Below are 26,582 nucleotides of genomic sequence, written 5' to 3'. Positions count from 1 at the left end.
CCGCGCTGGCGGGGCCGTGACGGGCGTCCGCTGTCCCCAACATCTGCCTGAACCCCCCATGTCCCAAGCCCGCTCTCCCTCGTTGAACGCCCGCCTGGCTGGTAGGGGGCGGGGTGCGCTGGCGGGCTGGGTTCGCCTGGCTTGGCTGTGGCTGTGGGGCCTCGGGTTCATGGTGGCGGCCCACGCGGCCCACGCGGCGCCGCTGGCTGTGGAGCGCTCGCTGCTGATCGATCCCGAGGGCCGCTGGACCATCGATGAGGTGGTGACACGTGAGTTCCAGCCCGCCCCACCGATCCTGGCCCGGGGCTACAGCCCGTCAGTGGTCTGGTTGCGGGTGACGGTGCCCCCGACCGAGCTCCGCAGCCTGGTGGCCATGGTGCGACCGGTCTACCTCGACGACCTGCAGGTCTACGAAGCGCTGGGCCAGGCGGCGCCCGGGCAGGCGCCGATCTGGAAGCGCCAGCAGGCGGGCGACCGCATCGCCTTCCGGGACCGCCCGCGCCAGGAACTGGCCTACACCTTCGACCTGCAGCCCACCCCGGGCCAGGTGAAGGTGTTTTATGTGCGGCTGCAAACCACCTCGACCCAGGCCTTGAACGTCACCGTGCGTTCGCTGGAGGAGACGCTGGACCAGAACAGCCTGCAGTTCATGTTGGCGGGTTTTTACGCCAGCATCGTGATGGTCCTGGTCGTCCTGTCGCTGATCCGTTTTGCCATCACCTCGCAGCGCCTCTGGGCCCTGAACTGCGTCATGCAGTTCGTCAGCCTGTTGTTGAGCTTTGCCTTCCTGGGGCTGTGGGCCAAGTACGTGACGCCGGACAACGGCCCGCTCACCGACCTGATCACCTGCGTGCTGATCTGCCTGCATTTCCATGTGGTCAATGTGTACTACGGCTTCTTCAGCCGCTCGTTCCAGGGGCCGCGCTGGGTGTTCTGGCTGCGCATGGTGTGCGTGCCGGTGCTGGGCTGGCAACTGTGGGCCGTGGGCCACGGCCAGACCCTGGCCGCGATGCAGATCAACACCCAGCTGGTGCTGTTGACCACCTTGCTGGGGCAGGTGGATGTTTGGTTCTTCAAGATCGAGGACCGGGCCCTGCGCCTCATGGTGCGGGTCATGTACACGGTGCAGTTCCTGTACCTGCTCTACATGATGCTGCCGCTGATGGGGGTGGGGCAGATGAGCGAGCTGCACATGATGTCGGCGCTGCTGGTCAACCTGTTCGGCGCCATCATGCAGCACCTGGTGCTGACCATGCGCGATGCCTTGGTCCACCGCAACCAGAAGCAGTTTGAGGCCCGCATGCGCGAGACCCAGCAGCAGCTCGAGTGGGCGCTGAAACGGCGGCTCGAGACCTCGGGCTTCCTGAGCATGTTGCTGCATGAGCTGAAGAACCCGCTGGCCAGCATCCGGCTCGCGGCGCTCAACCTGCGCCAGGGCCGGGCGGGCCCGGGCGAGCCGCAGCTGAGCCGGCTGGAGCGCATCCAGCAGGCCGTCGAGGGCATGGACGCGGTGCTGGAGCGCTGCCGTCAGGTGGACCGGCTGGAGCAGGGCGGCATGCGCCTGCAGTTCGAGCCCACCGACGTCATGGCCCTGTGGACCGACTGCCGCGCCCACGCGGCCCCCACCGAGCGCCTGCGCGGCGAGGGGCCCGAGAGCTGGGTGTTGCCGGTCGAGCCCATGCTGTTCAAGACCATGCTGTGCAACCTGCTGGACAACGCGCTGGCGTATTCGGCGCCGGACTCGGAGATCCATTACCGCTGGCGGGTGGACCCCGATCAGCCGTCGCGGGCCCTGTTCGAGCTGCGCAACCAGCCCGGCAAGCCCGGCTTCCCTGACGAGGCCAGGTTGTTTCAGAAGTACTACCGCGCCGAGGCGGCGCACCAGCGCACCGGGTCCGGCCTGGGGCTGTACCTGGTCAAGCACCTGGCGGTGCTGTGCGGCGGCGACCTGCGCTACCACCGTGAGGGGGACTGGGTGGTGTTCGAGTTGAGCTGGCCGCTGGACCATGCGGCCGAAACCCTGGTGCCCAGTCCTTATGCCCGCTGATCTGCACATTCTGGTGGTCGAAGACCACGTCCTGCTGCGCATGGAGCTGGTCGACTTCTTGACCCGCCCGGGCTGGCAGGTGCGCGGCGTGGACGACGGGCTGGCCCTGGATGAGGCCCTGCGCGAGGGGGTGCCCGACATCGCGGTGGTCGATCTCAACCTGCCCGGCGAGGACGGCCTGAGCATCTGCCGGCGCTTGCGCGCGGCCCTGCCCGAGGTCGGCATCGTGCTGCTGACGGCGCGGGTGATGTCCAGCGACCGCGCCAGCGGCTACCTGCATGGGGCCGATGTCTACCTCACCAAGCCAGCCAATGTGCACGAGCTCGAGGCCGTGATCCAGAACCTGGGCCGGCGTGTGCAACGCCTGTCGGTGCCGGCCTGGACCCTCGACCTGCGCGCGCAAACCCTGGGCGCGGCGGACGGCCCCTGGCTGCACCTGACCCCGACCGAGGCCCGGCTGTTGTCGGAGCTGTCGTTCGCGCCCGACCAGTGCCTGGAGTCGGACGTGTTGGCCAGCCGCCTGGCGGGCCTGCAAGGCAGCGTCAGCCGCGAGAACCTGGCCGTGGTGATCAGCCGGCTGCGCCGCAAGATGGCGCAGACGCTGGGGGCCGACGAGGTCATCAAGGCCAGCCGCGGGCATGGCTACCGGCTCAGTCGCCCGGTGGTGGTCCGGGCCGCCGGTGGCTGAGGCGGCGCTGCCGGCCAAGCTGAAGCCAGCCTGAACCCGGCCTTCAGGTCGCATTCAGTCCGCTTCCTTAGATTCAATGTTCTGGCCCAGCAGCGCTGGACCGCCTTGTTTCTCTCAATCGGAGCGCCACCGTGTCCAAGCAACCATCCTTTCTTTCGTGTCCCCTGAAATCGCGCCTGGCGCCTTTGGCGCTGAGCTGCGCCGTCCTGTTGTCGGCGTGCGGCGGCGGCGGCGGCAGCGACGGCGCCTCGTCGGCCGCGGGGGCTGGCGCCTCCGGGTCGGGGGCTGGGGGCACGGCCTCGGCGGTGTCGACCACGGCGGTGACTTTTGCCGGGCCGGTATCCGGCTTTGGTTCGGTGGTCGTCAATGGGGTGCGCTTTGCGTCGGTCGGTGCGACGTTGGTCGACGACGAGGGGCAGGCGCTGGCGCTGAGCCAGGTCAAGCTGGGCATGACGGTGCGCGTGGACGGCGAGGTGGACGACGCCAGCGGCGACGCCTCGGCCAGCCGCATCGAGCTGGTGCGCGGCAGCCGGGGCCCGGTCACCGCGGTCGACCTGGCTGGCAACGGCTTCAGCCTGATGGGGCAGCGCGTGCAGGTGCAGAACCTGACCGTGTTCCAGGGCCTGAGCGGCCTGTCCGCCCTGCGGGTCGGTCAGGTGGTCGAGGCCTATGGCGTGTTGCAAGCCGATGGCAGCCTGCAGGCCAGCTTGGTCGAGTTGAAGACCAGCAGCGCCGGCGGGGTCAGCGTGGTGGGGCAGGTTTCGGGCCTGAGCAGCAACCGCTTCCAGCTGGGCAGCCTGGTGGTCAACTACAGCGCCGCGGTGGTGCAGGGCGTGCTGAGCGACGGTGCCCGCGTCAAGGTCAGCGCCGCCGCTGCGCCCGTCGGCGGGGTGCTGCAGGCCAGTGCGGTGCGCGTGACCTCGGGCGCGGCCTACGGGCAGGACGTGGCCTCGGGCCGCACCTTCAAGCTCAAGGGCGTGGCCGAGTCGGCCCCGGTGGCGGGGGTGTTGAAGGTGGCGGGGGTGACGGTCAATGTGTCGCAGGCGGTGTTCCGGGGAGGCAACGCCATCGTGGCGGGCCAGTGGCTGGAGATCAAAGGCCGCCTCAACGCGGGCGTGCTGCAGGCCACCGAGGTCGAGCTGGAGGGCTACCGGGAAAGCCAGGTGGGTGGTCGCCAGGAGCTGTACGGCAGCGTCAGCAGCCTGTCGGGCAGCCTGGCCGTGATCGATGGGGTCACGGTGGATCTGAGCCAGGCCGTGTTCACCAGCGGCACCCTGGCGCAGTTGCGCGTGGGCAGCTATGTCGAGGTCAAGGGCAATGTGCAGGGCAATGTGCTGGTGGCCACCCGCGTGTCACTGAAGACCAGCAGTGCCGTGGTCGGGGTCAGCTACGAGCAGTACGGGGTGGTCAGCCAGTTTGTCTCGGTGGCCAACTTCAGCCTGAATGGCCTGCGGGTCGATGCCTCGGCGGCCCGCTTCGAGCATGGCACGGCGGCGGCGCTGGCCAATGGTGTGTACCTGGAGGTCAAGGGCAGCCTCAACAGCGCCGGTGTTTTTGTCGCCAGCAAGGTGGAGATCAAGTCCGGTCAGCGTGACGACTGAGCCTGCAGCCAATCACCATCGTATCTATCATATTTGGTGGCAATAATAGTGAAAAAATAGATTCATCTGATATAGTTTCTGCCTGCTAGCCCGCCGATCCCGTGGGGCCATCCCACCGTCGGTTGGGGGCCGCTGGGGCGGCCTGGGGGCAGGGGACAGGAAGCACAAGATGAATCAATCGGCTCGATGGATCGTGGCAGGGGCCTGGGCGCTGGCGGTGGGGCCTTTGCTGGCCCAGGGCGCCCCCGCCCCCGGGGGCACTGCGGCCCCGACCGACACCGCAGCGGCCACCCCGGCCGCGTTGCCGTTTCTGGACCTGCCCCGTTTCGACACCGCGCTGGCCGCGGCCCTGCACTCGCCCGAACCCCAGGTGGTGGTGACCTTCTACCAACAGGTCAGCCCCAACCAACTGCCCCAACGCCTGCAAAAGTGGCTGACCGCCATCGAGCAATCGGGCGGCGCGCTCGAGGTGGCGCCTCCGCCGGGCGACCTGGCGCCGCGCAACCCGGTGCTGCTGCTGAGCCTGGTCAGTGGCTTGTGGACCTCGGTCAAGGCCTGGGGCGAAATCAAGGAGTCCCACGTGCTGCAAGCCGCTGCCGGCCACCAGGCCACGCTGCAACTGGGGCGCGGTGCCGAGGGCGACATCGTGGTGTCCCGCCTGGTGTTCCAACGCACCGGCAAGGCGCCATGAGCGCCCGTCCATGGAGTCTGACCTTGTTCAAGTTGAATCGTCCCCTGTGCATTCGCCCCCCGGCGCTGGCCCTGCTGTGCGCCTCGCTGAGCCTGTCGGCGGCGTCGGCGGTGGCCGCCGACAAGCCCGAGCGCAACCTGGTGATCAGCCCGGGCGCCGCGGCCCCCGCCATCACGGCCCAGCGCGTGGCGCTGGTGATCGGCAACGGCGGCTACAAAGAGGCGCCGCTGAGCAACCCGGCCAACGATGCCCGCGCCATGGCCCAGGTGCTGAAAGACAACGGCTTTGCCGTCACCTTGAAGGTGGACACCGACATCAAGGGGATGCTGAGCAGCATCCGCCACTTTGGTGACCAGCTGCGCAAAGGGGGTGTTGGCGTTTTCTACTACGCCGGCCACGGCATGCAGATCAAGGGGCGCAACTACCTGATCCCGGTCGGCAGCGCGATCGAGCGCGAAGACGAGGTGGCCTACCAGGCGGTGGACGCCCAGGCCATCCTCGACAAGATGGACGCGGCAGGCAACGGCACCAACATCATGATCCTGGACGCCTGCCGCAACAACCCGTTTGCCCGCAGCTTCCGCAGCGCGCAGCAAGGCCTGGCCCAGATGGACGCGCCGGTGGGCACCCTGGTGGCCTTTGCCACCGCACCGGGGGCCGTGGCCAGCGACGGTGTGGGCAGCAACGGGCTCTACACCCACCACCTGCTGGCGGCCCTGCGCGAACCGGGCATCAAGGTCGAGGACGTGTTCAAGCGCGTGCGCTCGTCGGTGCGGCGCGACTCCAAGGACAAGCAGGTGCCCTGGGAGGCCACGTCCCTGGAGGGGGACTTCTATTTCATCCCGCCGGTGGCCCCCACGGTGGCGGCCGATGCCGCGCTGGAGCAGTCCATGTGGGCGCTGGTCAAGGACAGCCCCCACATGCTGGACTTGAAGGCATTCCTGGCCCGCTTTCCCAAGGGGGCGCACGCGGCCGAGGCGCAGGCGCGCCTGGCCAAACTGAGCGCCGAACTCAAGCCGGTGGCCGCCGTTCCGACACCGACCCCTGTACCAGTCCCTGCACCGGCCCCTGTTTTGGCCAACCCTGCGGCCCCGTCCGCGCCCCCGGTGGCCCCGGCCCCGGTGTTGGCGGTGGCCCCACCGCCCAAGCCGGCTCCGGCCGTGACCCCCGCACCGGCCCCTGTGCCGGTGGCCGCAACCCCCGCGGCCGCCGCCCCGGTGGCGCCCCCCGTGTCCAGTCCGGCCAAGCCGCCCGCCAAAGCCGAGCCCGACGCGGCCACCAACCCGCTGGGCTTTCGCGTGGGCGACCGCTGGAGCTTTCAGGTCGTCAACAAATACAAGGGCGAGGTGATCTCGAACCTGACGCGCAAGATCACCAAGGTCTTGCCCAACGGCGAGATGATGAGTGGCCAGGCGCTGCTGACGCCCAACGGCAACCTGCGGCAAATGAGCAACGCGCGCTATGCCAGCCGCGTGTTCACCGACGCCGAGTTGATGGTGCCGGCCAAGCTGGAGCCCGGTCACCGGCAGGACTTCAGCTACCACGAGGACGTCAAGCAGACCGACGGCCGGGAGTACGAGCAGGACTTCCAGGGCACCCTGGTGGTGAAGGCGCAGGAGAAGGTGACGGTGCCGGCCGGCGAGTTCACGGCCTACCGCATCGAGCGCGACGCCACCATCCGCGGGGTGCAAAAGAACGGCCGCGACACCTGGCAGATGCGCCAGCAGATCACCGCCTGGTATGTGCCCGCCATCCGCAGTTTTGTGGCCCTCGATGAGACGCTGCGATCCGCGCAGGGTGGCGCCCCGGACCTGCGCCGCACCGAGCTGGTCAGCTACGAGTTGCGGGGCACCACCGTGGCCACCAAACCCTGAGGCCCCGCGGCGCCTGCGGCCCCCACCGGCCGCAGGCCCCGAGCCCCACCTGCGATAGAACGAAGGAGACACCATGACGCGCTGGACTGTGCCGCGACTGCCCGCCCTGTGCCTGGGCGGCGTGCTGGCGGCCATGGCCTGGTCGGGCCAGGCCGCTCCCGGGCCCGAGCCCGCCCCCGCGGCGCTGCGGCCCCCCAGCGCGAACGGCTCCAACAGCCTGCCGCCAGCCAAGGGCTCGCGCCATGCGCTGATCATCTCCATCAGCCGCTACGCCGACCCCAAGACCTCACCCTTGCCGGGCGCCCGCGTGGACAAGGAGTCCGCCACCCAGATTGCCCAGGCCATGCAGGTGCCGCTGTCCAACATCCGCTACCTGCAAGACGAGCAGGCCACGGGCGACGCGATCCGCCAGGCCCTGGCCGAGCTGAGCGCGCGCGTGCAGGACGGTGACCGGGTGTTCATCCACTACTCGGGCCACGGCACCCGCTTCCCCGACCCCGAGTCGGGCGGCTGTGCCGAGGCCTTGTCCACCTACGACGGCGGCGTCTGGAAGGGCATGGTGTTGCACCGCGAGATGGCCCAGTTGCTGCAGCCGGTGGCGCGCAAGACCGACAAGTTGTTCGTCATGTACGACGCCTGCCACTCGGGGGGGCTGGTCAACAAGGTGCCGCTGCCGCGCGACCGCAGCGTGTCGCCGGGCGCCAGCGAGCCCCCGCTGCAGGCGCGCTTCACGCCCACCAGCGAAGCCTGTGCCAAACCCAGCAACGTCAAGGCGCGCAGCCTGGTCGACGAGGCCACCGCCAAGGGCGTGTTCCCGCAGGACATCGTGTTCCTGTCGGCGGCGCGGCCCGATGAGCTCAGCCTCGAGGACCCGGGCAAGGGCGGCCTGGCGACCCAGTTCCTGCGCGACTGCCTGCTGCGCGATGCGGTCGACCTCGATGGCTCGGGCGCCATCAGCGTCGAGGAGTTGCAGCAGTGCGCGCAAAAGAAGATCAACCAGCGCCTGAAGAACGACAGCCTGTTCACGCCGCACCACCTGATGTTGTCGGGCAACCGGCAGTTCGTGCCCGCCTGGTTCAGCCAGGCGTTGCCGGGCAGCCAGTCCACGTCCGCCCCGGCCACCGGGGTGCTGCAGGCGGTGGCGCAGACGCCGGGCGCGGCACCTGTCGCCAACGCCACCCAGACGACCGCTCCGACGTCCACCACCCCGTCCGTGCCCGTGGCGGCGCCGGTGGTCCCGCCGAGCAAGCCGCCAGCCGCGCCCACTGCGCTGCCCGCCCCACCGCCGCCAGCGCCGCCAGCCCAGACCACCGTGGCGCCCCCCGTCGCCCCCCCGATGCCGGCCCCGGTGGCCACCCCGGTGCTGGTCTCGCCCCTGCCGCAGCCCGTGCCGCAACCGCAACCCTTGGCGCCGCCGGTGGCCGAGGCCCCGCCGCAGCCCCCCGTCGCCCCACCGCAACTCACCGGCGCCCAGGCCTTGCGGCAACTGTTTGAGCAACGCGATGGCAAGCGCCGGGTGCAGGTGCAGTTGGGCAAGAACCCGATGCGCATCGGGCAGGACCGGTTCGATCTGTCGGTGCAGTCCGATCGCGCCGGCTATGTGTACGTGGCCTCGGCGGGGTCAGACAACCAGTCGCTGGTGCTCTTGTTCCCCAACGAGTTGGACGGCCACAACCGCATCGAGTCCGGCCAGCAACTGCTGCTGCCCCGCCCCAGCTGGCCCATCAAGGCGGCCGGGCCGGCCGGGCGCAACAGCCTGCTGGTGCTGGTCAGCGACAGCCCACGCGACATCAGCCGCCTGGGCAAGGCGCCGGGCAGCCCGTTTGCACGCAACCTCAACGACGTCCAGGGGCGTGCCCAGTGGGGCCTGTTGATGGGGCAGTCGGCCAGCTCGGGCCAGGCCGCTTGCCACCACGCCACGGCACGACCCAACCCGACCCTGTGCTCGGACGCCTACGGCGCGGCCTGGCTCAGCGTCGATGAGGTGCCCTGAACGTCGCCTGGCCGCTTGGGGGCCGGGCGCCCTGAATGCCCCGAATGCACGGTGCACCGCGGGCGCCGACTTGCTGCCTGACTGGGGGCTTGAGGCTGAGGGTAGCGCCGGGCCTGCGGGCGGCGAGCCCCCCTGCGCCGTCGGGGCTTTGAGAAAAAAAGGTTTCCAAGCCCGCGGGCTTCTCCTACACTGCAGGCCGTAGTCGGTGTCAAATCGGCTGCACTCTGGGGCTTTCGGCCCCACGTGAACCCGGGAGAGACTGCCACCCCAGCCCTGTGCCGGTGGGCAGCGCCGAAGGAGCAACCGCCCCGGAAACTCTCAGGCAAAAGGACCGGGTTCACTTGCATCAGACACTCTGAAGAGCTGCCGGAAATCACGTTCGTCGTCCGGCGCACCGAAGGAGCAAGCCCAGCCGGTCGCCCGACCGCTGCGGGGTGAATCTCTCAGGTCCAGAACAGAGGGGGCGCCTGCCACGCAGATCCGCGTGCAGGCCCTTCCTCATGACGAGTTCTGGAGCTTTTTTCATGATATCCATCGCAGTCATTGGTGGCGGCATCACCGGCGTCACCACCGCTTACGCCCTGGTGCGCCGCGGCTTTTCGGTCACCCTGTTCGAGAAGAACCGCTACGCGGCCATGGAGACCTCGTTCGCCAACGGTGGCCAGCTGTCGGCCTCCAACGCCGAGGTCTGGAACCACCCCTCGACCATCCTCAAGGGCCTCAAATGGATGCTCAAGAGCGACGCCCCACTGCTGGTCAACCCCAAGCCCAGCTGGCACAAGCTGTCGTGGTTTGTGGAGTTCATCAGCCACCTGCCGCACTACGAGCGCAACACGGTCGAGACCGCTCGCCTGGCCGTGGCCGCGCGCCAGCACCTGTTCGCCTGGGCGCAGGACGAGGGCATCGACTTTGACCTCAAGAAGGAAGGCATCCTGCACATCTACCGCGACAAGGCCGGCTTTGAGCACGCGGGCCGCGTGTCGCAGTTGCTGGCCCAGGGCGGCCTGCCACGCCGCGCGGTGACCCCCAGCGAGATGAAGGCCATCGAGCCCACGCTGGCTGGCCAGTACTACGGTGGCTACTTCACCGAGAGCGATTCCACCGGCGACATCCACAAGTTCACCAACGGCCTGGCCCGGGCCGCCGAGCGCCGTGGCGTGCGCACCCTGTTCGGTCAGGACGTGCAGGCCGTCAAGTCGGTCAATGGGCGCGTGCAGGTGGTGGCCAGCGACGAGCAAGGCCCGACCACGTACCACTTCGATGGGGTGGTGGTGTGCGCCGGCACCGCCAGCCGCCAGATCGCGGCCAGCCTGGGCGACCGCGTCAACATCTACCCGGTCAAGGGCTATTCGATCACCGTCAACCTGCGCGACGAACGCAGCCAGCGTTCGGCCCCCAACGTGAGCCTGCTCGACGATGCCACCAAGCTGGTCACCAGCCGCCTCGGCGTGGACCGCTTCCGCGTGGCGGGCACGGCCGAGTTCAACGGCTTCAACAAGGACATCCGCGCCGACCGCATCCAGCCCCTGATCGACTGGGTGCAGCAGTGCTTCCCGGGCGTCAGCACGCAAAGCGTGGTGCCCTGGGCTGGCCTGCGCCCCATGATGCCCAACATGCTGCCGCGCGTGGGGGCCGGGCGCGCCCCGGGCGTGTTCTACAACACCGGTCACGGTCACCTGGGCTGGACCCTGAGCGCCGTCACCGCCGACCTGATCGGGGACGTGGTGGCGGGCACGCTGCAGCCCAAGGGCCCCCCGGTGCTGGCCGGCGCGGGCGCCGTGTCAGCGGCCTGACAGCGCCCCCAGGCCTTCGTCCACCGCGCGGAAGTGGGCGGCCGGCATAACGCTCAGTGAGGCCGCCAGCCGCGGGGTGAAGCCCATGCAGGCCAGCACATCGCGTTGCAGGTCGACGCCGGGGGCGAGTTCAAACAACTCCACGCCCGCCGGGGTCAGGCGGAAGCTGGCGCGCTCGGTCAGGTACAGCACCTGTTGGCCGCGCTGCAGCGCCTGCGGACCGCTGAAGGTGATTTGCTCGACCCGGGGCACCAGCTTCTGCACCGTGCCCTGGCGCAGCACGCGCAGCTGGCCGTCACCGGTGCTCAGCTGCACCCCCTTGGCCGCGAAGGTGCCGCAGAACACCACCTTGCGCGCGTTCTGCGCGATGTCGATGAAGCCCCCCGGGCCCACCGTCAGGCCGCCGAGCCGCGACACATTGACGTTGCCCAACGCGTCGAATTCACCAAAGCCCAGCAGGGCCAGGTCCAGCCCGCCCGCGGCATAGAAGTCGAACTGTGTCGGGGCGTCCAGCATGGCACTGGCGTTGCGCGCGTAGCCAAACAGCGTGCCGTCGAGCAGCTGTCCCCCGTAGGTGCCGTGTTCGATGGTCTGGTAGACGCGGTCCAGCTCGCCGCGCTGCGCCACCAGCTTGGCCACCGCGTCGGGCACGCCAACGCCATAGTTGACCACCGCGCCCTCGACCAGCTCGCAGGCGGCGCGCCGGGCAATCGCCTGGCGCTCACTGAAGGGTTCGGCGGGCTGCGCGGCGGCCTCGGCGTCGGCCGCCGCGCGCGCGGCGCCGGTCAGCTCGCCGCTGAGGCTGGGGTCAAACGGGATGTCGTAGCTGGTGCGTTGCCCGGGGTCGAGCACGATGGCGTCCACCCAGGCCGCGGGGATGCGCACCTCGCGCGCTTTCAGCGCGCCGCGCGGCAGGCGCTCGCGCACCTGCACGATGACGCGGCCCCCGCTGCTGCGCGCCGCCAGGGCCAGCGCGGTGGCGTCCAGGTTGGCGGCCTCGTGCTCGAAGCTGATGTTGCCGTCCTCGTCGGCTGCCGAGGCACGCACCAGCGCCACGTTCACCCCATAGGGCTTGTAGCGCAGGTACTCGCGACCGTCCAGGGTGATGTGCTCGACCAGCGCTTCGGTGGCGCTGGCGTTCATGCGCCCGCCGCCGTGGCGCGGGTCGCAGACGGTGCCCAGGCCCACATGGGTGATCAGGCCGGGGCGGCCGCCGCCGATCTCGCGCAGCAGTTGCGAGGACACGCCGGCGGGCAGGATGTAGGCGGCAATCTTCTCCTCGCGTGCCAGTTGCTGCATGCGTGGCGACCACACCCAGTGGCCGCCGACCACCTTGCGCACCAGGCCTTCGTGGGCAAAGCAGTTCAGGCCCCGGTCTTGTTTGTCTCCAATGCCCAGGGCATGCACCAGGGTCAGGCCCCGGGGCTGGGCGGTGCTCAGGAAGCGCTGTTCCACGGCCTGGAACAGGGTGGTGGCCTCCATGAGGCCGCCACCACCGCCCATCAGGGCCACGGTGTCGTGGTCACGGATCAGCGCGGCGGCTTGTTCGGCGGAGATGAACTTGGACTTCATGGGCCGGGTCTCAGCGGTGCAGGTCAAACAAGGGGGCGCCCTGCTTGAGCAGGCTGCGGGCAATCACCGTGCGGTGGATCTCGCTGGTGCCGTCAAAGATGCGGTAGATGCGGGCGTCGCGGTAGTAGCGCTCGATCGGCAGTTCCTTGCAAAAGCCCATGCCGCCAAACACCTGCACCGCGCGGTCCACCACCCGGCCCAGCACCTCGGCGGCCTGCACCTTGACCATCGCAATCCAGTCACGGGCGTCGAGGCCGGCGTCCAGCATCCAGGCGGCGTGCAGCACCATCAGGCGTGTGGCATTGATCTCGATGACGCTGTCGGCCAGCATCTGCTGCACCAGTTGGAAGTCACCGATGCGCTGGCCAAACTGCTGGCGCTGCTGGGCGTGCTCGGTCATCAACTCCAGCACGTGGCTGGCCTTGCCCACCGCGCGGGCGCCGACCTGGGCCAGGCGCACCACATTGAGCGCGCCCATCGCCAGCTTGAAGCCCTGGCCTTCCTCGCCCAGCAGGGCCAGCGGCTCCAGGGGCACGTTGTCAAAGAACAGCTCGACATGTGGCGTGCCGCGCAGGCCCATCATCTGCTGGTCCTTGCCCACGGTCAGACCGGGCAGGTGTTTGTCGACCAGGAACATGGAGATGGCCTTGTCGCCGGTCTTGGCCGAGACCAGGAAGAAGTCGCTCCACTCGCCGTCGCTGATGAAGTGCTTGCCGCCGTTCAGCACCCAGCCCTGTTCGGTGCGGCGCGCGTGGGTCTTGATGCCCTGGGCGTCCGAGCCGGCTCCGGGCTCGGTGATGGCGATGGAGCAGGTGCGCTCGCCGCGCACGGTGGGGGTCAGCCAGCGCTCGACCTGGGCGCCGCGGCAGACCAACAAGGGTTCGTACACATTGCCAAAGGCGCGGCGGATCAGGATGTCGCTGCTGTGGCCAAACTGCTCTTCGCACAGGATGCGGTCCACATGGCTCAGGCCGCCACCCCCCAGTTCGGCGGGCATGTTGAGCGCGTACAGGCCCAGGGCCTTGGCCTTGTCGTGCAGGGCCAGTGCCTGCGCACGGGGCAGGACGCCGTCGGTCTCGACCGCTTCCTCCAGGGGTTTGAGTTCTTCTTTGATGAAGCGACGCACGGTCTCAAGCATCATCTTTTGTTCGTCGTTGAGGGCGAAATCCACGGGGTCTCCTGCGCTGTTTGAGGGGGTGAGCGCGGACTTTATGGGCAACGAATTGAGCTAACAACGCGTGAAACGTGGCTTTATGATTCACGAATCATGAGGCTCAAATTTCAACTGGACGACCTGCAGGTGTTCTGCCTGGCCGCCCGCAAAGCCAGTTTTGCGGCGGCGGCCACCGAGTTGGGCATGTCGCCGGCCTACGTCAGCAAGCGCATCGCGGTGCTCGAAGCCAACCTGGGGGTGACGCTGTTCCACCGCGCGGCGCGGCGCGTCACCGTGACGGCCGATGGCGAGCGGGTGTATGCGTCGGCGCAGCAGATCCTGGCGGGCGTGGACCAGATGGGCGAGACCGTGGCCGGTGGCCGCCTTGACCCCCAAGGCAGCTTGCGCGTGACCACCAGCTTTCGCCTGGGGCGCATGCACATCGGACCGGTGCTGTCGCTGTTGGCCCAGCAGTACCCGGCGCTGGACATCACGCTCGACGCAGTGGACCGGCGCGTCGACCTGATCCAGGAGAACGTGGACCTGGATGTGCGCATCGCCGACGTGGACGAGCCCCACCTGGTGGCGCACCGCATCGCCGACAGCACCCGTGTGCTGTGCGCGGCCCCCAGCTACCTGGCGCGCCGCGGTGCACCGCAGCGCCTGGCCGACCTGAGCCAGCATGACTGCCTGGTGCTGCGCGACCGCAACCAGGCTTTTGGTGTTTGGCCCTTACAGGGGCCGCAGGGACCCGCCAAGGTCAAGGTCACCGGGCGCCTGTCGTCCAACAACGCCGAGATCGTTCGAGGCTGGGCCAACGACGGCCACGGCATCTTGTTGCAGGCGCGCTGGGATGTGGCTGAGGACCTGCGCGCGGGCCGCCTGGTGCAGGTGCTGCCCGAATGCACTCAGCCCGCCGACATCTGGGCCGCCAGCACGGTGCGGCTGAGCCAGTCGGCCAAGGTGCGGGTTTGCGTGCGCTTTCTGCAGGCGCAGCTGGCCAGCGGCCCGTTTGCCCTGCCTTGACCCACCGCGGCCCGGGCCGGGGCCGCCTGGCGCCGCGTCAGCGCTGAAGCGCTGAAGCGCTGCGGGCGTCGGGTCGGGCGCTGCACCCGCTGCGGGGCGGGGGGCTCAGTCCAGGCTGATGTTGTTGTTCTTGATCACCCCGACCCAGCGCTTGCTGTCGGCTTGCACGACCGCCGCGAATTGCTCGGGCGTGCCACCAATCGGCACCAGGCCCATGCTGCTCAGGTACTTCTTGTACTCGTCGGAGGCCACGATCTTTTGCGAGGCGGCTGCGATCTGGTCGATGGCGGCCTGCGGTGTGCCTTTGAGGGCAAAGACGCCGTGCCACGAGTCGCCTTCGAAGCCCGGGAACATCTCGCCCACCGTGGGCACCTGCGGCAGCGACTCGAGGCGGGTCTTGCTGGACACCGCCAGCGCCCGCACCCGGCCGGTCTTGATGAACTGCAGCACGTCGGCGATGGGGCTGAAGGCGGTGTCCACCGCGCCGCCGACGATGTCGTTGAGGCCGCCGTCCTTGTAGGGCACGTGGTTCAGGCTGATGTTGGCGCTGTTGGCCAGGTAAGCCATCGACACATGGGGGGCCGTGGCCACGCCGTAGGACGCGTAGCTGACCTTGTTGGGGTGGTCCTTGGCGTCCTTGATCAGGTCCGACAGGGTCTTGTAGGGCGAGGCGTTGGCCACGCTGACCACCAGCGGGATCGACAGGGTCTGGATCACCGGCACCAGGTCGGCCACCTGGTAGGGCAGTTTCTTGTAGGCAAAGGGGTTGATCGAGACCGTGCCGCTGGCGGTGTACAGCAGGGTGTAGCCGTCCGCGGGGGCCGCGACAAACTGCTGGGTGCCGACGATGGTGCTGGCACCGGGTTTGTTGTCCACCACCACGCCTTGGCCCAGGGCCTTGGACAGGCGTTCGCCCCAGAAGCGCGCCATCACATCGGGGGCGGTGCCCGCGGGGAAGGGCACGATCACCTTGATGACCCGGCTGGGGTACTTGTCTTGGGCCTGGGCCAGGGCCGGGGCGGCCAGGGCGGCGGCCAGGCCCAGCCAGGCCAGACCCGAAGCACGGCGCGTCAGCGCGGGGGCAGAGAAGAAGTTCATGTGTGTCTCCATGGGGGTTAGAAAAGCCATCTCACGCAGCCGAAGGTCTGATGCCTTCATGGGCTTGCTGCAACAGGTGGCGCACCGCTCTGTGCGTCAGCGGGCGCGGGTTAGGGTACTGTTGGGTCATGGCCAGGGCGCTGGCGGTGTCCACGTCCTCGGCGCTCAGGCCCAGCTCGCGCAGGCTGGTGGGGGCGCCCAGGTCGCGGGCCAGGTCCCACAGGGCCCCGGGCACGTTGGCGGGCGACCCGATGCCCATGGCGCGCGCCAGGCGCTGCGCCGCCACTGGCGCATGGCCCAGGTTGAAAGCCAGGGCATGGGGCAGCACCACGCTGTGGGTCTCGGCGTGCGGCAGGTTGAAGCTGCCGCCCAGGGTGTGGCAGAGCTTGTGGTGCAGGGCCATGCTGACCTGGCCGAGCACGCTGCCGCACAGCCAGGCGCCGTACAAAGCCTGGGCGCGGGCCTCGGCCTGCTGGGGCTGTTGATGCAGCACGGGCAGGGCCTGGACCAAGGCGCGCACGCCGTCTTCGGCCATCAGGTCGAGGATGGGGTTGCTGTCGCTGGCGTACAGGCCTTCGGCCGCGTGGGCGATGGCGTTCAGGCCACTGCACACGCTCAGGCCGACGGGCAGGGTGCTGCTCAGCAGCGGGTCGTAGAGGACGGTCCTGGGCAGCACGCGCGGGTCGCGGCCCGTCTTCTTGAGGCCGGCCTCGGTGATGCCGTAGATGGGCGTCATTTCGCTGCCCGCGTAGGTGGTCGGGATGGCCACGATGGGCAGCCCGGACGTCAGCGCCAGCGCCTTGCCCAGGCCGATGGTCGAGCCGCCTCCGAGTGCGATCGCGCAGTCGGCCTGGCACTGCCGGGCCACTTCGCGGGCGGCCTGCGCCGATTCGATCGGCACATGCATCACGGCCTTACTGAACACCCCGGCCGCGCGCTCACCCAGGCGCTCGGCCAGGGCATGGGCCGCGGTGGCCTGCGGTGGCGTGGACAGCACCAGGGCGCGGCGGGCGCCGAGCGCGTCGATTTCGCGCTCCAGGTGCTGCAGGGCGCCGCGGCCAAACACCACGCGCGGCGACTGGGCCTGGTAGATGAAGTCCATCATGCGGCGCTCCGGGGCAGCGCGGGGGCCGCGTAGTCGACCTGGTGGCGCGCGGTGCGCAGGGTGCCCAGCGCGGCCTTCAGGCGCAGGTGTTCGGGGTGGGTGGCGTAGGCGTCGAGCGCCGCCTGTGAGGCGAACTCGCTGTACAGCACCACATCACAGGCGTAGTCGACCTGGCTGTGGTCAACCCCCACTTCCAGGTGCAGCAGGCCGGGAATGCGGCCCCGCAGGCCCTCAAAGCCCTGTTGCAGCACGGCGATGTTGGCGTCTTTTTCGGCGCGGCAGGTGCCTGCGATGTTCCACATCACGATGTGGCGGATGACGGTGGAGGGGCTCATGGGGCGAAGCCGACCCGTTGGGGCCAGAGGTTGGTGAAGGCGTGCAACTGAACCTGGCCGTACAGCCCGGCCTGGTGAAAGGGCTCCTGGGCCAGCCAGGCCTCGGCGTCGGCGCGGCTGGCGAAGTCCAGCACCAGCAGGCTGCCCAGCATGGTTTGGCCGTCGTCTTGCAGCAGGGGGCCCGCCCAGGCGATGCGGTCTTGCACCTGGGCCAGATAGGCCTTGTGGGCCGGACGCACCCGCTGGCGCAGGTCGCCGGCGTCGGGCCGGTCGGTCATGTGAAAGCAGAACAGCATGGACTCAGTCCCCCTGCGTCGGGTTCAGCACAAAGTCGTAGTCGAGCCGGTAGCTGCCGTCGGCCTGGGCCACCCAGTCGCAGACCAGGGATTGGCGCACGCCGAAGACGGCGTCCGAATCCAGGTAGTCGCTGTCGTTGCGGAACACATGCGTGATCAAGGTTTGGTAGCCCGGCGCTTCGACCTTGAAATGCAGGTGGGCCGGTCGCCACGGGTGGCGCCCAGTGGCCTGCAGCAGGGCCCCCACCGGCCCGTCGTGTGGGATGGCGTAGGGCACGGCCACGATGGAGCGGAAGTGAAAGCGCCCCTCGGCATCGGCGTTCAGGGTGCCACGCGCCTGGGCTTGGGCCAGCCCTTCGTGCTGCACGTCGTAGAGCCCGTCCTCGTCCGACTGCCAAACGTCCAGGTGGGCATGCGGGACCGGCTGGCCGTCGGTGTTCAGCACCCGGCCTTGCACGAGGCAGGGCGTGCCCTTGGCCCCGTTGGCGATGTCGGCTCCCAGCGGGTAGTGGGGCGCGTCCTTGACGTGGAAGGGGCCAAACACCGTGGCCTCGGTGCAACCAGGGGGGCGGTGCTGGTTCAGGGCCACGGTCAGCATCGACAGGCCCAGCACATCGGACAACAGGATGAACTCCTGGCGGCGCTCATCGGTGATGTGGCCGCAACCCGTCAGGAATTCGATGCCCTGAAACCACTCGGCCTCGGTCAGCTTCACATCGCGGGCAAACGCGTGCAGGTGCTGCACCAGGCTGATCATGATCTCCTTGAGGCGCGGGTTGTCGGTGTTGGCAAAGCTGGCAATGACGGCCTGCGTGATGTTGTCCTGGTTGAGGTTGCGCATGTTCTGTCTCCAATCGCTGAGGCATTTGAGCGCTGGACAGCGCCTTGGAGCAGCACTTTAGAATTTCGCTGAGGAAAATAAAACAGCGATTCCTGGAATTGATATTTCCTTAAAATGGAAAAATGGACCGCCTCACTGAACTCGAGTTGTTTGTCAAAGTGGCCGAGCTGGGCAGCATGGGGGGCGCGGCCGAGGCGCTGGGTCTGTCCAACCCGGCGGCCAGCCGCCACCTGGCCGCCCTGGAGAGCCGACTCAGCGCGCGTCTGGTGGAGCGCAACACGCGGCGCCTGTACCTGACCAGTGAGGGCCAGGCGTTCTACGAACGGGCGCGGGCCGTGCTGACCGAGTTGCAGGACGCCGAGACCGCCATCAACTCCAGCACCCTGAAGCCCTCGGGCCTGCTGCGCATCAGCGCCTCACTGTCGTTTTCAATGCAGCAGATCGCCCCGCGGCTGGCGCGCTACCACCAGCGCTACCCGCAGGTGCGGGTGCACATCGAGGCGGCCAACCGCTACCTCGACATGATCGAGAACGGCATTGACGTGGCGATCCGCAACCGCGAGTTCGAGCCCGACAGCAGCATCACCATCCGCCGCCTGGGGTCCACCCGGCGCTTGTTGTGCGCCTCGTCGGCCTACCTGGCCGCGCGGGGCACGCCCGAGCACCCCGAGGACCTCACAGGGCATGATTTCCTGATCTATGTGCACGCCAACCATGCGCACGAACTGCGCCTGTCCCAGGGCGACGAGACGCGGGTGGTGCCGATCCAGGGGCTGCTGGAGTCCAACGATGGTCAGGTGCTGCGCGCGGCCGCCATGAACGGGCTGGGCATCCTGGTGCAACCCAGTTACATCGTCTACGACGACATCGTGGCCGGGCGCCTGGTGCCCCTGCTCAACGACTGGGACCTGCCCCGCATCCAGATCAACATCGCCTACCCCAACCGGCGCCACGTGTCGGCCAAGGTGCGGTCGTTCATTGACTTCATGGTCGAGGAGTTCGAGCGCGACGACGCGGAGCGCAAGTGGACCAGCTACATGGGGTTGCGGCGGTCTGGGTGAGCCGTGCGGAGGGGCGGAGAGGGTGGGGCGCAGGCCCGCTGGTGGGCCTGGCGGCGGCCGTGCCCGGTGGGGCCACGGCGCCTGGGGAGGCAGCCCAGCCTGCGCGCCGGGCCCCGAGGGGGCCCCGTGGGCGTGCTGGGCGGTGGCGCCTGGACTCAGTCCAGCGAGGCGCCAGCCTTCTTGATCACGGCGGCGAAGCGGGTCGATTCGCTGTCGATGAACTGCTTGAACGACTCGCGTGTGGTCGGGAAGTTTTCGTAGCCGAAGGAGGCGAACTTCTCCTTCACATCGGGCTCGTTCAGGGCCTTCTCGACGTCGCGCTTGATCTTCTCCGCCACGGCCGGCGAGACGCCCTTGGGCGCGGCAATCGCGTTCCAGCCGGTCACCTCGTAGCCGGCCGGGCCACCCGATTCCGACACCGTCGGCACGTCGGGGAAATTGGCCAGCCGCTTGGGCGCCGCCACCGCCAGGAAGCGCAGCTTGCCCGCGCGTTGCAGCGGGCCCGCCGTGGCGCTGGTGCCCAGGGCAAACGACAGTTCACCATTGGCCACGCCCGAGTACAGCTGGGTGGTTTCCTTGTAGATGACGTGGACCATGTCGGTGCCGGTCATGCTTTCGAGCAGGGCCGAACCCAGGTGCACCGGGTTGCCCACCGACCACGAGCCGTAGTTCAGCTTGCCCGGGTTGGCCTTGGCGTCGGCGATCAGCGCGCCCATGTTCTTGTACGGGCTTTGGGCCCCGGTGGTGACAAAGAAGTAGGCACGGAACAGCGGCAGGATAACGTCGAAGTCTTTCTCGAGGTCGTACGGCAGCTTTTTGAACAGGTGCGGGTAGGCCGCGATGTGCACGTTGTCCAACTGGATCAGGTCGTGGCCGTCGTTGGCGCCGCGCTTGAACGCGTCGATGGCGATGAAGCCGTTACCGCCTGGGCGGTTTTCGACCACCACCGGTTGGCCCCACATGCGCGACAGCTTGTCGGCCACCAGACGCGCCACGCCGTCCGGACCTCCACCGACCGGGAAGGGGGTGATGATGCGCACCGGCTTGGTCGGGAAGGCGACAGCGGGGGCCGCGGTCTGGGCCTGTGCCAACGGGGCAGCGCCCAGCACCATCAGGCCCGCGGCCAAGCCCGCAAGGCGACGGCGCGGCACCAGGGTGCCCAGGGATTTCGGGGTGGGAAGGTGGCTCATGCGACTCTTTCTCTCTTGTTAGGCCCGCGGTGGTCCGCGGTTTGTCTCGTGAAGCCTGCGATGCAAATCGACAGGCCCGCTGGGCTGGATTTGACTTGGCGGTCATCGCGTCAGGTCAAATGGCGGCGTGGAGTGTAGTCGCTTCTTTTGGCGTCTGTCGAGACAGGCCATTGTCCGGGTGGGCGGCTCGGGTTAGCGGGCACTGCACCCCGGGGCGGCAGGCCACCGCGCCGCAGCGCGGAGGGCCTGCTGCGGCTCACTCAGCTCATTCGCAGAGCGTGGCCACCGACTTGGTGTTGAGGTAGGCCTCCAGGGCTTCCGGCCCCCCTTCGGAGCCATAGCCCGAATCCTTGATGCCGCCGAAGGGCATTTCAGGCCAGGCGGCGGCCGGCTGGTTGATCCACAGCATGCCGACTTGCAGGCCGTGGGTCAGTTGGTGGGCGCTCTTCAGCGACTGGGTGAAGGCATAGCTGGCCAGGCCGAAGGGCAGGCGGTTGGATTCGGCAATCGCTTCGTCCAGGGTGTTGAAGGTGCGAATCGCCGCCATCGGGCCAAAGGGCTCGTCGTTGAACACCTTGGCGTCCAGTGGCACGTGGGTCAGCACCGTGGGGGCGTAGAAGTTGCCGACCTCGCCCAGGCGCACACCGCCCGTGGCCACGGTGGCGCCCTTTTGCACCGCGTCTTCGGTGAACTGGGCCATGGCCTGCAGGCGGCGGGCGTTGGCCAGCGGGCCCATGGTGGAGCTGCTGTCCAGGCCGTTGCCGACCTTCAGGCGTTCCGTCTGGGCCACCAGGGCCTGCACGAACTCATCGTGGCGGCTGGCGTGTACCAGGAAGCGGGTCGGCGAAATGCACACCTGGCCCGCGTTGCGGAACTTGGCCGAACCGGCCGCCTTGACGGCCAGCGCGATGTCGGCGTCCTCAGCCACGATCACCGGGGCGTGGCCGCCCAGCTCCATGGTGGCGCGCTTCATGTGCAGGCCGGCCAGCGAGGCCAACTGCTTGCCCACGGGGGTCGAACCCGTGAAGGTGATCTTGCGGATGATCGGGTGGGGGATCAGGTAGCTGGAGATCGCCGCCGGGTCACCGAAGACCAGGCCGATCACACCGGCAGGCACCCCGGCATCGGCAAACGCGCGCAGCAGGGCGGCGGGGGAGGCCGGGGTTTCTTCGGGGGCCTTGACCAGGATCGAGCAGCCGGTCGTCAGGGCCGCGCAGAGCTTGCGCACCACTTGGTTGATCGGGAAGTTCCAAGGCGTGAAGGCGGCCACGGGGCCCACGGGCTCCTTGAGCACCATTTGCTGCGAGCCCAGGTTGCGTGGCGGCACGATGCGGCCATACACCCGGCGACCTTCTTCGGCGAACCATTCGATGATGTCGGCCGCCATCAGCACCTCACCCTTGGCCTCGGCCAGGGGCTTGCCTTGTTCCTGCACCATTTGCTCGGCCATCGACGCGACGCGCTCGCGCACCAAGGCGGCGGCTTGGCGCAGCACCTTGCTGCGCTCCACGGCCGGCACCTTGCGCCAGACGTCAAAGCCCTTCTGGGCAGCCGCCAGGGCGCGGTCCAGGTCGACTTGGCTGGCAAAGGCCACACGACCGGCGGCTTGGCCCGTGGCCGGGTTCAGCACGGGGATGGTTCGACCGTCGGCGGCATCGCACCATTGACCGTCGATCAGGAGTTGGGTGTCGGGGTAGCTCATGCAAAAAGTCCTTCAAGGGGCCCGTCCGGTGGGCAGGCAGTGACCCGCGAGTTCGATCCTTTTGTCCTTCGGGATGTCCCTTGGGGAGGAGGGCGGTGGTATCGCGGGGCGGGTTGACTCAAAGTGTCAACCCGACATCGTAGCGCCCTTGCGCCCGGCTTGCAGGGCGTGGCGAGCCGGCGCCTGCCTAGCCCAGGCGTCCAGTCGTCTCCAGGCCACCTCGGGGCCGCCTCGCAGGGGCAAAACCGGTCGGGGAAGCGGGCCGGGAAGCGGGCCGGTGGCCGGTGCGGGTCGCAGCGGGTCGCGTTCCGGTCATCGAAAAATGGGGCGCAAATGTAACTTTTGCAATTTAAAACACATTATCTCAATGGTGAGATTTGTGAATAACTTCTCACTTGTTAATGCTGGGCGGTCGAGAATTTGCTGATGGGTGGCATTTTTTCCATTTACTGTCCGGAATTGCGTGGTTTGGTGCGTCATATTTAAGATTTTGCTTACATTGATTCGGACGGTAGTCGATTAATCTCGCACCGCACAGCCGTTGAAGCGGTCTGTTGAATGATTTCATTTTGTTGATGAGGGCGAGTTTATGAATCGTGATATTGAGTCCGTGGTTGGCCGAATCCGCAGCCGCTCGGTGCTGGCGCTGGTGCTGGGCTGGACCTTGCTGGCAGGGGTGACCGGTGCGTCTGCCCAGGCGGTGAGCAGCGTTTCAAGTGCCGCCGTCAGCACCGAACAAAAGCAAAGCGTGACAGTCAAGCTGGCGCAGTTCAAGGTGGTCACCGGGCCCGGAGGGCAGGAGCGGCTGGTCGATGCCAGTTCGGTCAAACCGGGCGACATCGTGGAATACCAGGCCACTTACCTGAACCGCGACACCAAGCCGGTCACCGGGTTGTTGGCCACCCTGCCCATCCCGGCGGGCATGGAGTACCTGCCCAAAACCGCCAGCCCAGGCGCCGATCGGGTCAAAGCAGCCACCCAGGGCGGTGCCTACGGCGTCGAGCCATTGCAGCGCCAAGTGCAGGTCAACGGCAAGCCGCAAATTGAGCCAGTGCCTTATGGGCAATACCGGTCGTTGCAGTGGGCTTTGGGGCAGTTGCCGCCGGGGGCTGAGTTCTTGGTCAAAGCCCGGGTCCAGGTCGAACGCTACCTGCCTCCGAAGGCGGCCTCGTTGCCCGGCACCACCCGCGCCGCGCCACCATCGGTCGATATTCTCAAGCCCAAGTAATCGCTGCTGATTTCAGGCCCCGTTCTGGGGTTTGAATGGTGCGCATCTTCTCGGCCTGTACCGGTTGGCGGTCAGCGAGGCACTTCGATCTGAATTGATTTTCAGATTTTTATAAATCAGTTGTTGGTGTCGGATCAATCTGAATGCTGGTCATTGGCCTGCAGGCGGAGCGCTTTTCAGGGATTTTGATCAAAGCGCAGTTCCGGTGAGCCGACCAAGGAGTATCAATTGAAAACTTACGAGAATCCGCTTCGGGGTGGACGCCAGTTCCGCCCCGCCTGGAGCGGCACAGGGGCTTTGATGCTGGGGGCCTTGATGTTCTTCGGAGCGGGCACGGGCCAGGCGCTGGCCACCCCGGCGCCCGCAGGCACCAAGATCGGCAACCAGGCCTTGGCCACCTTCCTGGATGCCAACAGCACCCGGCAAGAGTCCAAATCCAATGAAGCGCTGACCGTGGTCGAGTTCGTGGGCTCGTTCACCCTGACGCAGGACAACACCAAGTCCGCCGCCGCCGGCAACACGGTGCCGATGGCGCACACGCTGACCAACTACGGCAACGACAAGGACACTTTCCAGCTCAAGGTCGCTGACGGTGGATCTTCATCGCCGACGATGACGCAGATCACGATCTACCCGGATCCCAACGGCACCGGCTCGCCCAGCGGCACGCCCCTTTGCTCCAGCGATCCCACGCTGAGCCCCACCCTTTGCGCACCGGGCGTCAACGTCACCGTGGCCGGCAATGGCGGGGCTTACCGCTTCGTGGTGGCCTACGGCGTGCCTGGCACCGCCGGCTCCGGCTGGATCGGCAAAGGCACTGTGACGGCCTCCGTGCCCACGGGATCCAGCACGATCGCGGCTTACACCAGCACCACCGACACCGACACTGACACCATCAATGCCACCAATGGCGCGGCGTTCGCGGTCACCAAATCCATCTCGATCCCGGCCGTCAAGGCGCCGGGCAACGCTGACTGGCCCGCCGCGCTGACCAAGGTCAAGCCGTCGGTCGCCGGTTCCACTTGCAGCACCACCTGGCCCATCACCGCCTCAGCGCAGTGCAGCTACACGGTGTTCACGATCAACTACTCCAACACCGGGGCGACCACCGGGGCGTTTTCCTTCAAGGACGACATCCCTTCGGGCATGACCTATGTGGCGAAGTCGGCGGTCTGGAGCGGCAATGGCGGCGTGGCCTTGGCAGAACCTGCCACCGCCCCCATCAACTTCACCGCCACCGGCAACAGCCTGAAGGCCAATGTGCCTGCTGTGGCCGCCAACGCCAGTGGCTCGGTGAGCTTCGTGGTGCTGGTCAACAGCACGGCCAAGCCCGATGGCTCCACCACCGGCAACGTCGCGAACTACGGCACCGGTGATTGCCAACTGACCAACATCGACACCTGCGCCGTCACCCCGACCAACAAGCCGGCCATCACGGTTGACCAGGTCTATGCCGTGGCGGCCTCCAGCACCGCTGGCACGGTGACGTCCGACAGCACCAGCCCGCCGCCGCTGCCCAGTGCCAACACCGCACCGGAGAACAACCTGGTGGTCATGCCCAGCGTGGCTGCCAATGGCTGGGTCCGTTTCACCAACTACGTGGCCAACACCGGCAATGGCACCGACACCTTCAACATGAAGGCGGGCGCCAGCACGGCCTTCCCGGCCAACACCCAGTTCGACTTCTTCAAAGCCGACGGTCTGACCCCGCTGCTGGACACCAACAACGACGGCATCCCCGATACCGGCCCGTTGAACCCTGGCGCGGCCACGATGATCATCGTCAAAGCCACCATCCCTGCCACCACCCCGGTCGGTTCCGGCCCCCTGAGTGTGCGCATTGATGCGGTGTCTGTCGGCAGCGCCGCGGTCCAGGACTCGGTCTGGGATCAGGTGACCACGGTGACCACGGCCACCCTGGTCGATCTGACCAACACGGCAGCAGGCTCCACCGATGCCAACAGCGGTGATGCTGGATCGGGCCCAAGCAACGCGCCTACCACGACGGCCACGGCCACGCCGGGTGTTGCGGCTCAGTTCTCGCTGTTCGTCAAGAACAACGACAGCCAAAACAGCACGTACAACCTGAGCGCCAGCAACAGCGCGACCTTCCCGGGCTCCTTGCCCAGTGGTTGGACGGTGAAGTTCTACCCCTCGGGGACCAGCTGTACCGCGACGACGACTGAAGTCACCCAGCCTGTGGCTGTGGCCGCAGGGGCTCAGCTTGGTTTGGTGGCTTGCGTGACGCCGCCTGCCACGACCGTGACCACCAGCTCCACGCAAAGCATCTACTTCCAGGCGAAGTCCACCACGCCAGCCTCCACCGGCTCGATCGTGAGCGACATCAAGTACGACGCGGTCACCTTGAACCCGGCGAGCAAGAAGCAACTGCTGCTGACCAACAGCCAGTACGGTCAGACCCAACCGGGCGGCACCGTCAGCTACCTGCACACCCTGCAGAACGCCAGTTCGGCCCCGCAAGCTTGCGGCCCGTTCAACGTCACGGTGACGTCGCCGGATGCTGGTTGGAACTACTCGCTGGTCACCGTGGCCAGCGATGGCACCGAGACCACGCTGACCTCCAGTGTGTTGCCTGCCCTCGCGGCGGGGGCTGAACTGAAGTTGCGCGTCAAGGTGAATGCCCCGGCCAACGCACCCGACAAGTTCATCAACAACGCCACCCTGACGGTGACCGACACCAGCGCGAACGCCTGCGGCACGGCCAGCAATGTGGATGCAACGTCGGTGTTGGTGGGCAATCAGGTCGGGATGGTCAAGGAACAAGCGGTTGACGCCTTGTGCAATGGCATCCCCGGTACCTTCTCGGTCAACACCCTGACCCTGAAGCCCGGCGCCTGCGTGGTGTACCGCATCACGGCCACCAACAACGGCCTGACCGCGGTGACCAAGGTGTGGATCAACGACATGGTGCCGCCATACACCACCCTGACGGCGACCCAGCCGGTCAACAAATGTGTGGCCAGCAGCAACAGCACGGGCGGCCCTGTGGCCTTCGTGAATGCCTCGGGCTCTGTGGGGGTCACCTGTGGTGCGGACACCATCCTGATCCCTTCGACGGGCACCCTGACGATGCAGTTCGGCGTCAAGCTGGACCCGCTGCCCGCCAACCCTTGATGGTTGACCTCGGCCCCTGAAGTTCAGGGGCCACCGCGGTGGGGTCGTGCCCCGCGTGTGACCTGAGCTGGTCATCACCCCACCGCCTCTTCATTGATGCCTAGCCGCTTCGACCCCCCTGTTCGGTGGTGTCAGGCAAGGCGTTTTCCAGGC

Annotated in this window: 20 protein-coding genes and 2 riboswitches; of the genes, 11 read left to right on the top strand and 9 right to left on the bottom strand. The window is 67.8% G+C overall.

Annotation, left to right across the window (positions count from 1 at the left end; all coding sequences use genetic code 11):
* Nucleotides 1–58: 58 nt before the first annotated feature.
* The 7 genes from PSQ40_RS13575 to PSQ40_RS13545 all read left to right on the top strand — a co-directional run bounded on the left by PSQ40_RS13575 (nucleotide 59) and on the right by PSQ40_RS13545 (nucleotide 10,687).
* Nucleotides 59–2,047: a sensor histidine kinase gene (locus PSQ40_RS13575; RefSeq protein ID WP_273952082.1), complete on the top strand. Its 1,989-nt coding sequence runs from the start codon at nucleotides 59–61 to the stop codon at nucleotides 2,045–2,047.
* On the top strand, nucleotides 2,037–2,735 hold the full coding sequence (locus tag PSQ40_RS13570; protein ID WP_273952081.1) for a response regulator transcription factor: 699 nt from the start codon (nucleotides 2,037–2,039) through the stop codon (nucleotides 2,733–2,735). Before PSQ40_RS13575 ends, PSQ40_RS13570 begins: the two co-directional genes overlap by 11 nt.
* A 131-nt stretch (nucleotides 2,736–2,866) precedes the next feature.
* On the top strand, nucleotides 2,867–4,336 hold the full coding sequence (locus PSQ40_RS13565) for a DUF5666 domain-containing protein (RefSeq protein WP_273952080.1): 1,470 nt from the start codon (nucleotides 2,867–2,869) through the stop codon (nucleotides 4,334–4,336).
* A gap of 169 nt (nucleotides 4,337–4,505) precedes the next feature.
* Nucleotides 4,506–5,027, top strand: coding sequence for a hypothetical protein (locus PSQ40_RS13560; protein ID WP_273952079.1), 522 nt, complete (start codon nucleotides 4,506–4,508; stop codon nucleotides 5,025–5,027).
* A 23-nt stretch (nucleotides 5,028–5,050) separates the two neighbouring features.
* Entirely contained in the window at nucleotides 5,051–6,901 is a 1,851-nt protein-coding gene (locus PSQ40_RS13555) for a caspase family protein (protein WP_273952078.1), read from the top strand.
* Between the two features lie 73 nt (nucleotides 6,902–6,974).
* The gene (locus tag PSQ40_RS13550) at nucleotides 6,975–8,894 is read left to right on the top strand and encodes a caspase family protein (RefSeq protein WP_273952077.1); all 1,920 of its coding nucleotides are present in this window, start codon (nucleotides 6,975–6,977) and stop codon (nucleotides 8,892–8,894) included.
* A 240-nt stretch (nucleotides 8,895–9,134) separates the two neighbouring features.
* A riboswitch (glycine riboswitch) is annotated at nucleotides 9,135–9,238 on the top strand.
* Between the two features lies 1 nt (nucleotide 9,239).
* Nucleotides 9,240–9,362, top strand: a riboswitch (glycine riboswitch).
* A gap of 56 nt (nucleotides 9,363–9,418) precedes the next feature.
* The gene (locus PSQ40_RS13545; protein ID WP_273952076.1) at nucleotides 9,419–10,687 is read left to right on the top strand and encodes a D-amino acid dehydrogenase; all 1,269 of its coding nucleotides are present in this window, start codon (nucleotides 9,419–9,421) and stop codon (nucleotides 10,685–10,687) included.
* On the opposite strand, the gene PSQ40_RS13540 is transcribed toward PSQ40_RS13545, so the two are convergent.
* Entirely contained in the window at nucleotides 10,676–12,259 is a 1,584-nt protein-coding gene (locus PSQ40_RS13540) for an acyl CoA:acetate/3-ketoacid CoA transferase (protein WP_273952075.1), read from the bottom strand. The genes PSQ40_RS13545 and PSQ40_RS13540 overlap by 12 nt on opposite strands.
* Before the next feature lie 10 nt (nucleotides 12,260–12,269).
* On the bottom strand, nucleotides 12,270–13,430 hold the full coding sequence (locus PSQ40_RS13535; protein WP_273952074.1) for an acyl-CoA dehydrogenase family protein: 1,161 nt from the start codon (nucleotides 13,428–13,430) through the stop codon (nucleotides 12,270–12,272).
* Between the two features lie 96 nt (nucleotides 13,431–13,526).
* On the opposite strand from PSQ40_RS13535, the gene PSQ40_RS13530 reads away from it, so the two are divergent.
* Complete coding sequence (locus PSQ40_RS13530; protein ID WP_273952073.1) at nucleotides 13,527–14,438, top strand: LysR family transcriptional regulator; 912 nt, start codon at nucleotides 13,527–13,529, stop codon at nucleotides 14,436–14,438.
* A 105-nt stretch (nucleotides 14,439–14,543) separates the two neighbouring features.
* Here the strand turns inward: PSQ40_RS13530 and PSQ40_RS13525 are convergent, their stop codons facing one another.
* Genes PSQ40_RS13525 through PSQ40_RS13505 form a run of 5 tightly spaced genes read right to left on the bottom strand, consistent with a single transcriptional unit; the run spans nucleotide 14,544 to nucleotide 18,113 of the window.
* Nucleotides 14,544–15,536, bottom strand: a complete 993-nt coding sequence (locus tag PSQ40_RS13525) for a Bug family tripartite tricarboxylate transporter substrate binding protein (protein WP_273952072.1) — start codon at nucleotides 15,534–15,536, stop codon at nucleotides 14,544–14,546.
* A gap of 31 nt (nucleotides 15,537–15,567) precedes the next feature.
* Nucleotides 15,568–16,641 (bottom strand): maleylacetate reductase, encoded by a 1,074-nt coding sequence (locus PSQ40_RS13520; protein WP_273952071.1) that lies wholly within the window; start codon nucleotides 16,639–16,641, stop codon nucleotides 15,568–15,570.
* Nucleotides 16,638–16,976, bottom strand: a complete 339-nt coding sequence (locus tag PSQ40_RS13515; protein ID WP_273952070.1) for a Dabb family protein — start codon at nucleotides 16,974–16,976, stop codon at nucleotides 16,638–16,640. The genes PSQ40_RS13520 and PSQ40_RS13515 overlap by 4 nt, the downstream gene beginning before the upstream one ends.
* Entirely contained in the window at nucleotides 16,973–17,272 is a 300-nt protein-coding gene (locus tag PSQ40_RS13510) for a YciI family protein (RefSeq protein ID WP_273952069.1), read from the bottom strand. The genes PSQ40_RS13515 and PSQ40_RS13510 overlap by 4 nt, the downstream gene beginning before the upstream one ends.
* Before the next feature lie 4 nt (nucleotides 17,273–17,276).
* Nucleotides 17,277–18,113 (bottom strand): intradiol ring-cleavage dioxygenase, encoded by an 837-nt coding sequence (locus PSQ40_RS13505; protein WP_273952068.1) that lies wholly within the window; start codon nucleotides 18,111–18,113, stop codon nucleotides 17,277–17,279.
* 122 nt (nucleotides 18,114–18,235) lie between these two features.
* On the opposite strand from PSQ40_RS13505, the gene PSQ40_RS13500 reads away from it, so the two are divergent.
* A complete protein-coding gene (locus PSQ40_RS13500) occupies nucleotides 18,236–19,174 on the top strand; it encodes a LysR family transcriptional regulator (protein ID WP_273952067.1) in 939 nt (312 codons plus the stop codon).
* Between the two features lie 155 nt (nucleotides 19,175–19,329).
* Here the strand turns inward: PSQ40_RS13500 and PSQ40_RS13495 are convergent, their stop codons facing one another.
* Nucleotides 19,330–20,364, bottom strand: coding sequence for a Bug family tripartite tricarboxylate transporter substrate binding protein (locus tag PSQ40_RS13495; protein ID WP_273952066.1), 1,035 nt, complete (start codon nucleotides 20,362–20,364; stop codon nucleotides 19,330–19,332).
* A gap of 265 nt (nucleotides 20,365–20,629) precedes the next feature.
* Nucleotides 20,630–22,066: an NAD-dependent succinate-semialdehyde dehydrogenase gene (locus PSQ40_RS13490; RefSeq protein WP_273952065.1), complete on the bottom strand. Its 1,437-nt coding sequence runs from the start codon at nucleotides 22,064–22,066 to the stop codon at nucleotides 20,630–20,632.
* Between the two features lie 589 nt (nucleotides 22,067–22,655).
* Between PSQ40_RS13490 and PSQ40_RS13485 the strand changes: the two genes are divergently transcribed.
* Complete coding sequence (locus tag PSQ40_RS13485; protein ID WP_273952064.1) at nucleotides 22,656–23,294, top strand: hypothetical protein; 639 nt, start codon at nucleotides 22,656–22,658, stop codon at nucleotides 23,292–23,294.
* Between the two features lie 228 nt (nucleotides 23,295–23,522).
* Nucleotides 23,523–26,429, top strand: coding sequence for a hypothetical protein (locus tag PSQ40_RS13480; RefSeq protein ID WP_273952063.1), 2,907 nt, complete (start codon nucleotides 23,523–23,525; stop codon nucleotides 26,427–26,429).
* The last annotated feature ends 153 nt before the right edge of the window (nucleotides 26,430–26,582 follow it).

Source organism: Curvibacter cyanobacteriorum, assembly GCF_028649475.1.
GTDB lineage: Bacteria > Pseudomonadota > Gammaproteobacteria > Burkholderiales > Burkholderiaceae_C > Curvibacter > Curvibacter cyanobacteriorum.
This window is presented reverse-complemented; position numbering and strand designations above follow the sequence as displayed.

Excerpts from the sequence above, each read along its gene's own strand:
- PSQ40_RS13575 (WP_273952082.1), top strand. The coding sequence starts at position 59 with ATGTCCCAAGCCCGCTCTCCCTCGTTGAACGCCCGCCTGGCTGGTAGG.
- PSQ40_RS13570 (WP_273952081.1), top strand. The coding sequence starts at position 2,037 with ATGCCCGCTGATCTGCACATTCTGGTGGTCGAAGACCACGTCCTGCTG.
- PSQ40_RS13560 (WP_273952079.1), top strand. The coding sequence starts at position 4,506 with ATGAATCAATCGGCTCGATGGATCGTGGCAGGGGCCTGGGCGCTGGCG.
- PSQ40_RS13550 (WP_273952077.1), top strand. The coding sequence starts at position 6,975 with ATGACGCGCTGGACTGTGCCGCGACTGCCCGCCCTGTGCCTGGGCGGC.
- PSQ40_RS13545 (WP_273952076.1), top strand. The coding sequence starts at position 9,419 with ATGATATCCATCGCAGTCATTGGTGGCGGCATCACCGGCGTCACCACC.
- PSQ40_RS13540 (WP_273952075.1), bottom strand. The coding sequence starts at position 12,259 with ATGAAGTCCAAGTTCATCTCCGCCGAACAAGCCGCCGCGCTGATCCGT.
- PSQ40_RS13530 (WP_273952073.1), top strand. The coding sequence starts at position 13,527 with ATGAGGCTCAAATTTCAACTGGACGACCTGCAGGTGTTCTGCCTGGCC.
- PSQ40_RS13525 (WP_273952072.1), bottom strand. The coding sequence starts at position 15,536 with ATGAACTTCTTCTCTGCCCCCGCGCTGACGCGCCGTGCTTCGGGTCTG.
- PSQ40_RS13520 (WP_273952071.1), bottom strand. The coding sequence starts at position 16,641 with ATGATGGACTTCATCTACCAGGCCCAGTCGCCGCGCGTGGTGTTTGGC.
- PSQ40_RS13515 (WP_273952070.1), bottom strand. The coding sequence starts at position 16,976 with ATGAGCCCCTCCACCGTCATCCGCCACATCGTGATGTGGAACATCGCA.
- PSQ40_RS13510 (WP_273952069.1), bottom strand. The coding sequence starts at position 17,272 with ATGCTGTTCTGCTTTCACATGACCGACCGGCCCGACGCCGGCGACCTG.
- PSQ40_RS13505 (WP_273952068.1), bottom strand. The coding sequence starts at position 18,113 with ATGCGCAACCTCAACCAGGACAACATCACGCAGGCCGTCATTGCCAGC.
- PSQ40_RS13500 (WP_273952067.1), top strand. The coding sequence starts at position 18,236 with ATGGACCGCCTCACTGAACTCGAGTTGTTTGTCAAAGTGGCCGAGCTG.
- PSQ40_RS13495 (WP_273952066.1), bottom strand. The coding sequence starts at position 20,364 with ATGAGCCACCTTCCCACCCCGAAATCCCTGGGCACCCTGGTGCCGCGC.
- PSQ40_RS13490 (WP_273952065.1), bottom strand. The coding sequence starts at position 22,066 with ATGAGCTACCCCGACACCCAACTCCTGATCGACGGTCAATGGTGCGAT.
- PSQ40_RS13485 (WP_273952064.1), top strand. The coding sequence starts at position 22,656 with ATGAATCGTGATATTGAGTCCGTGGTTGGCCGAATCCGCAGCCGCTCG.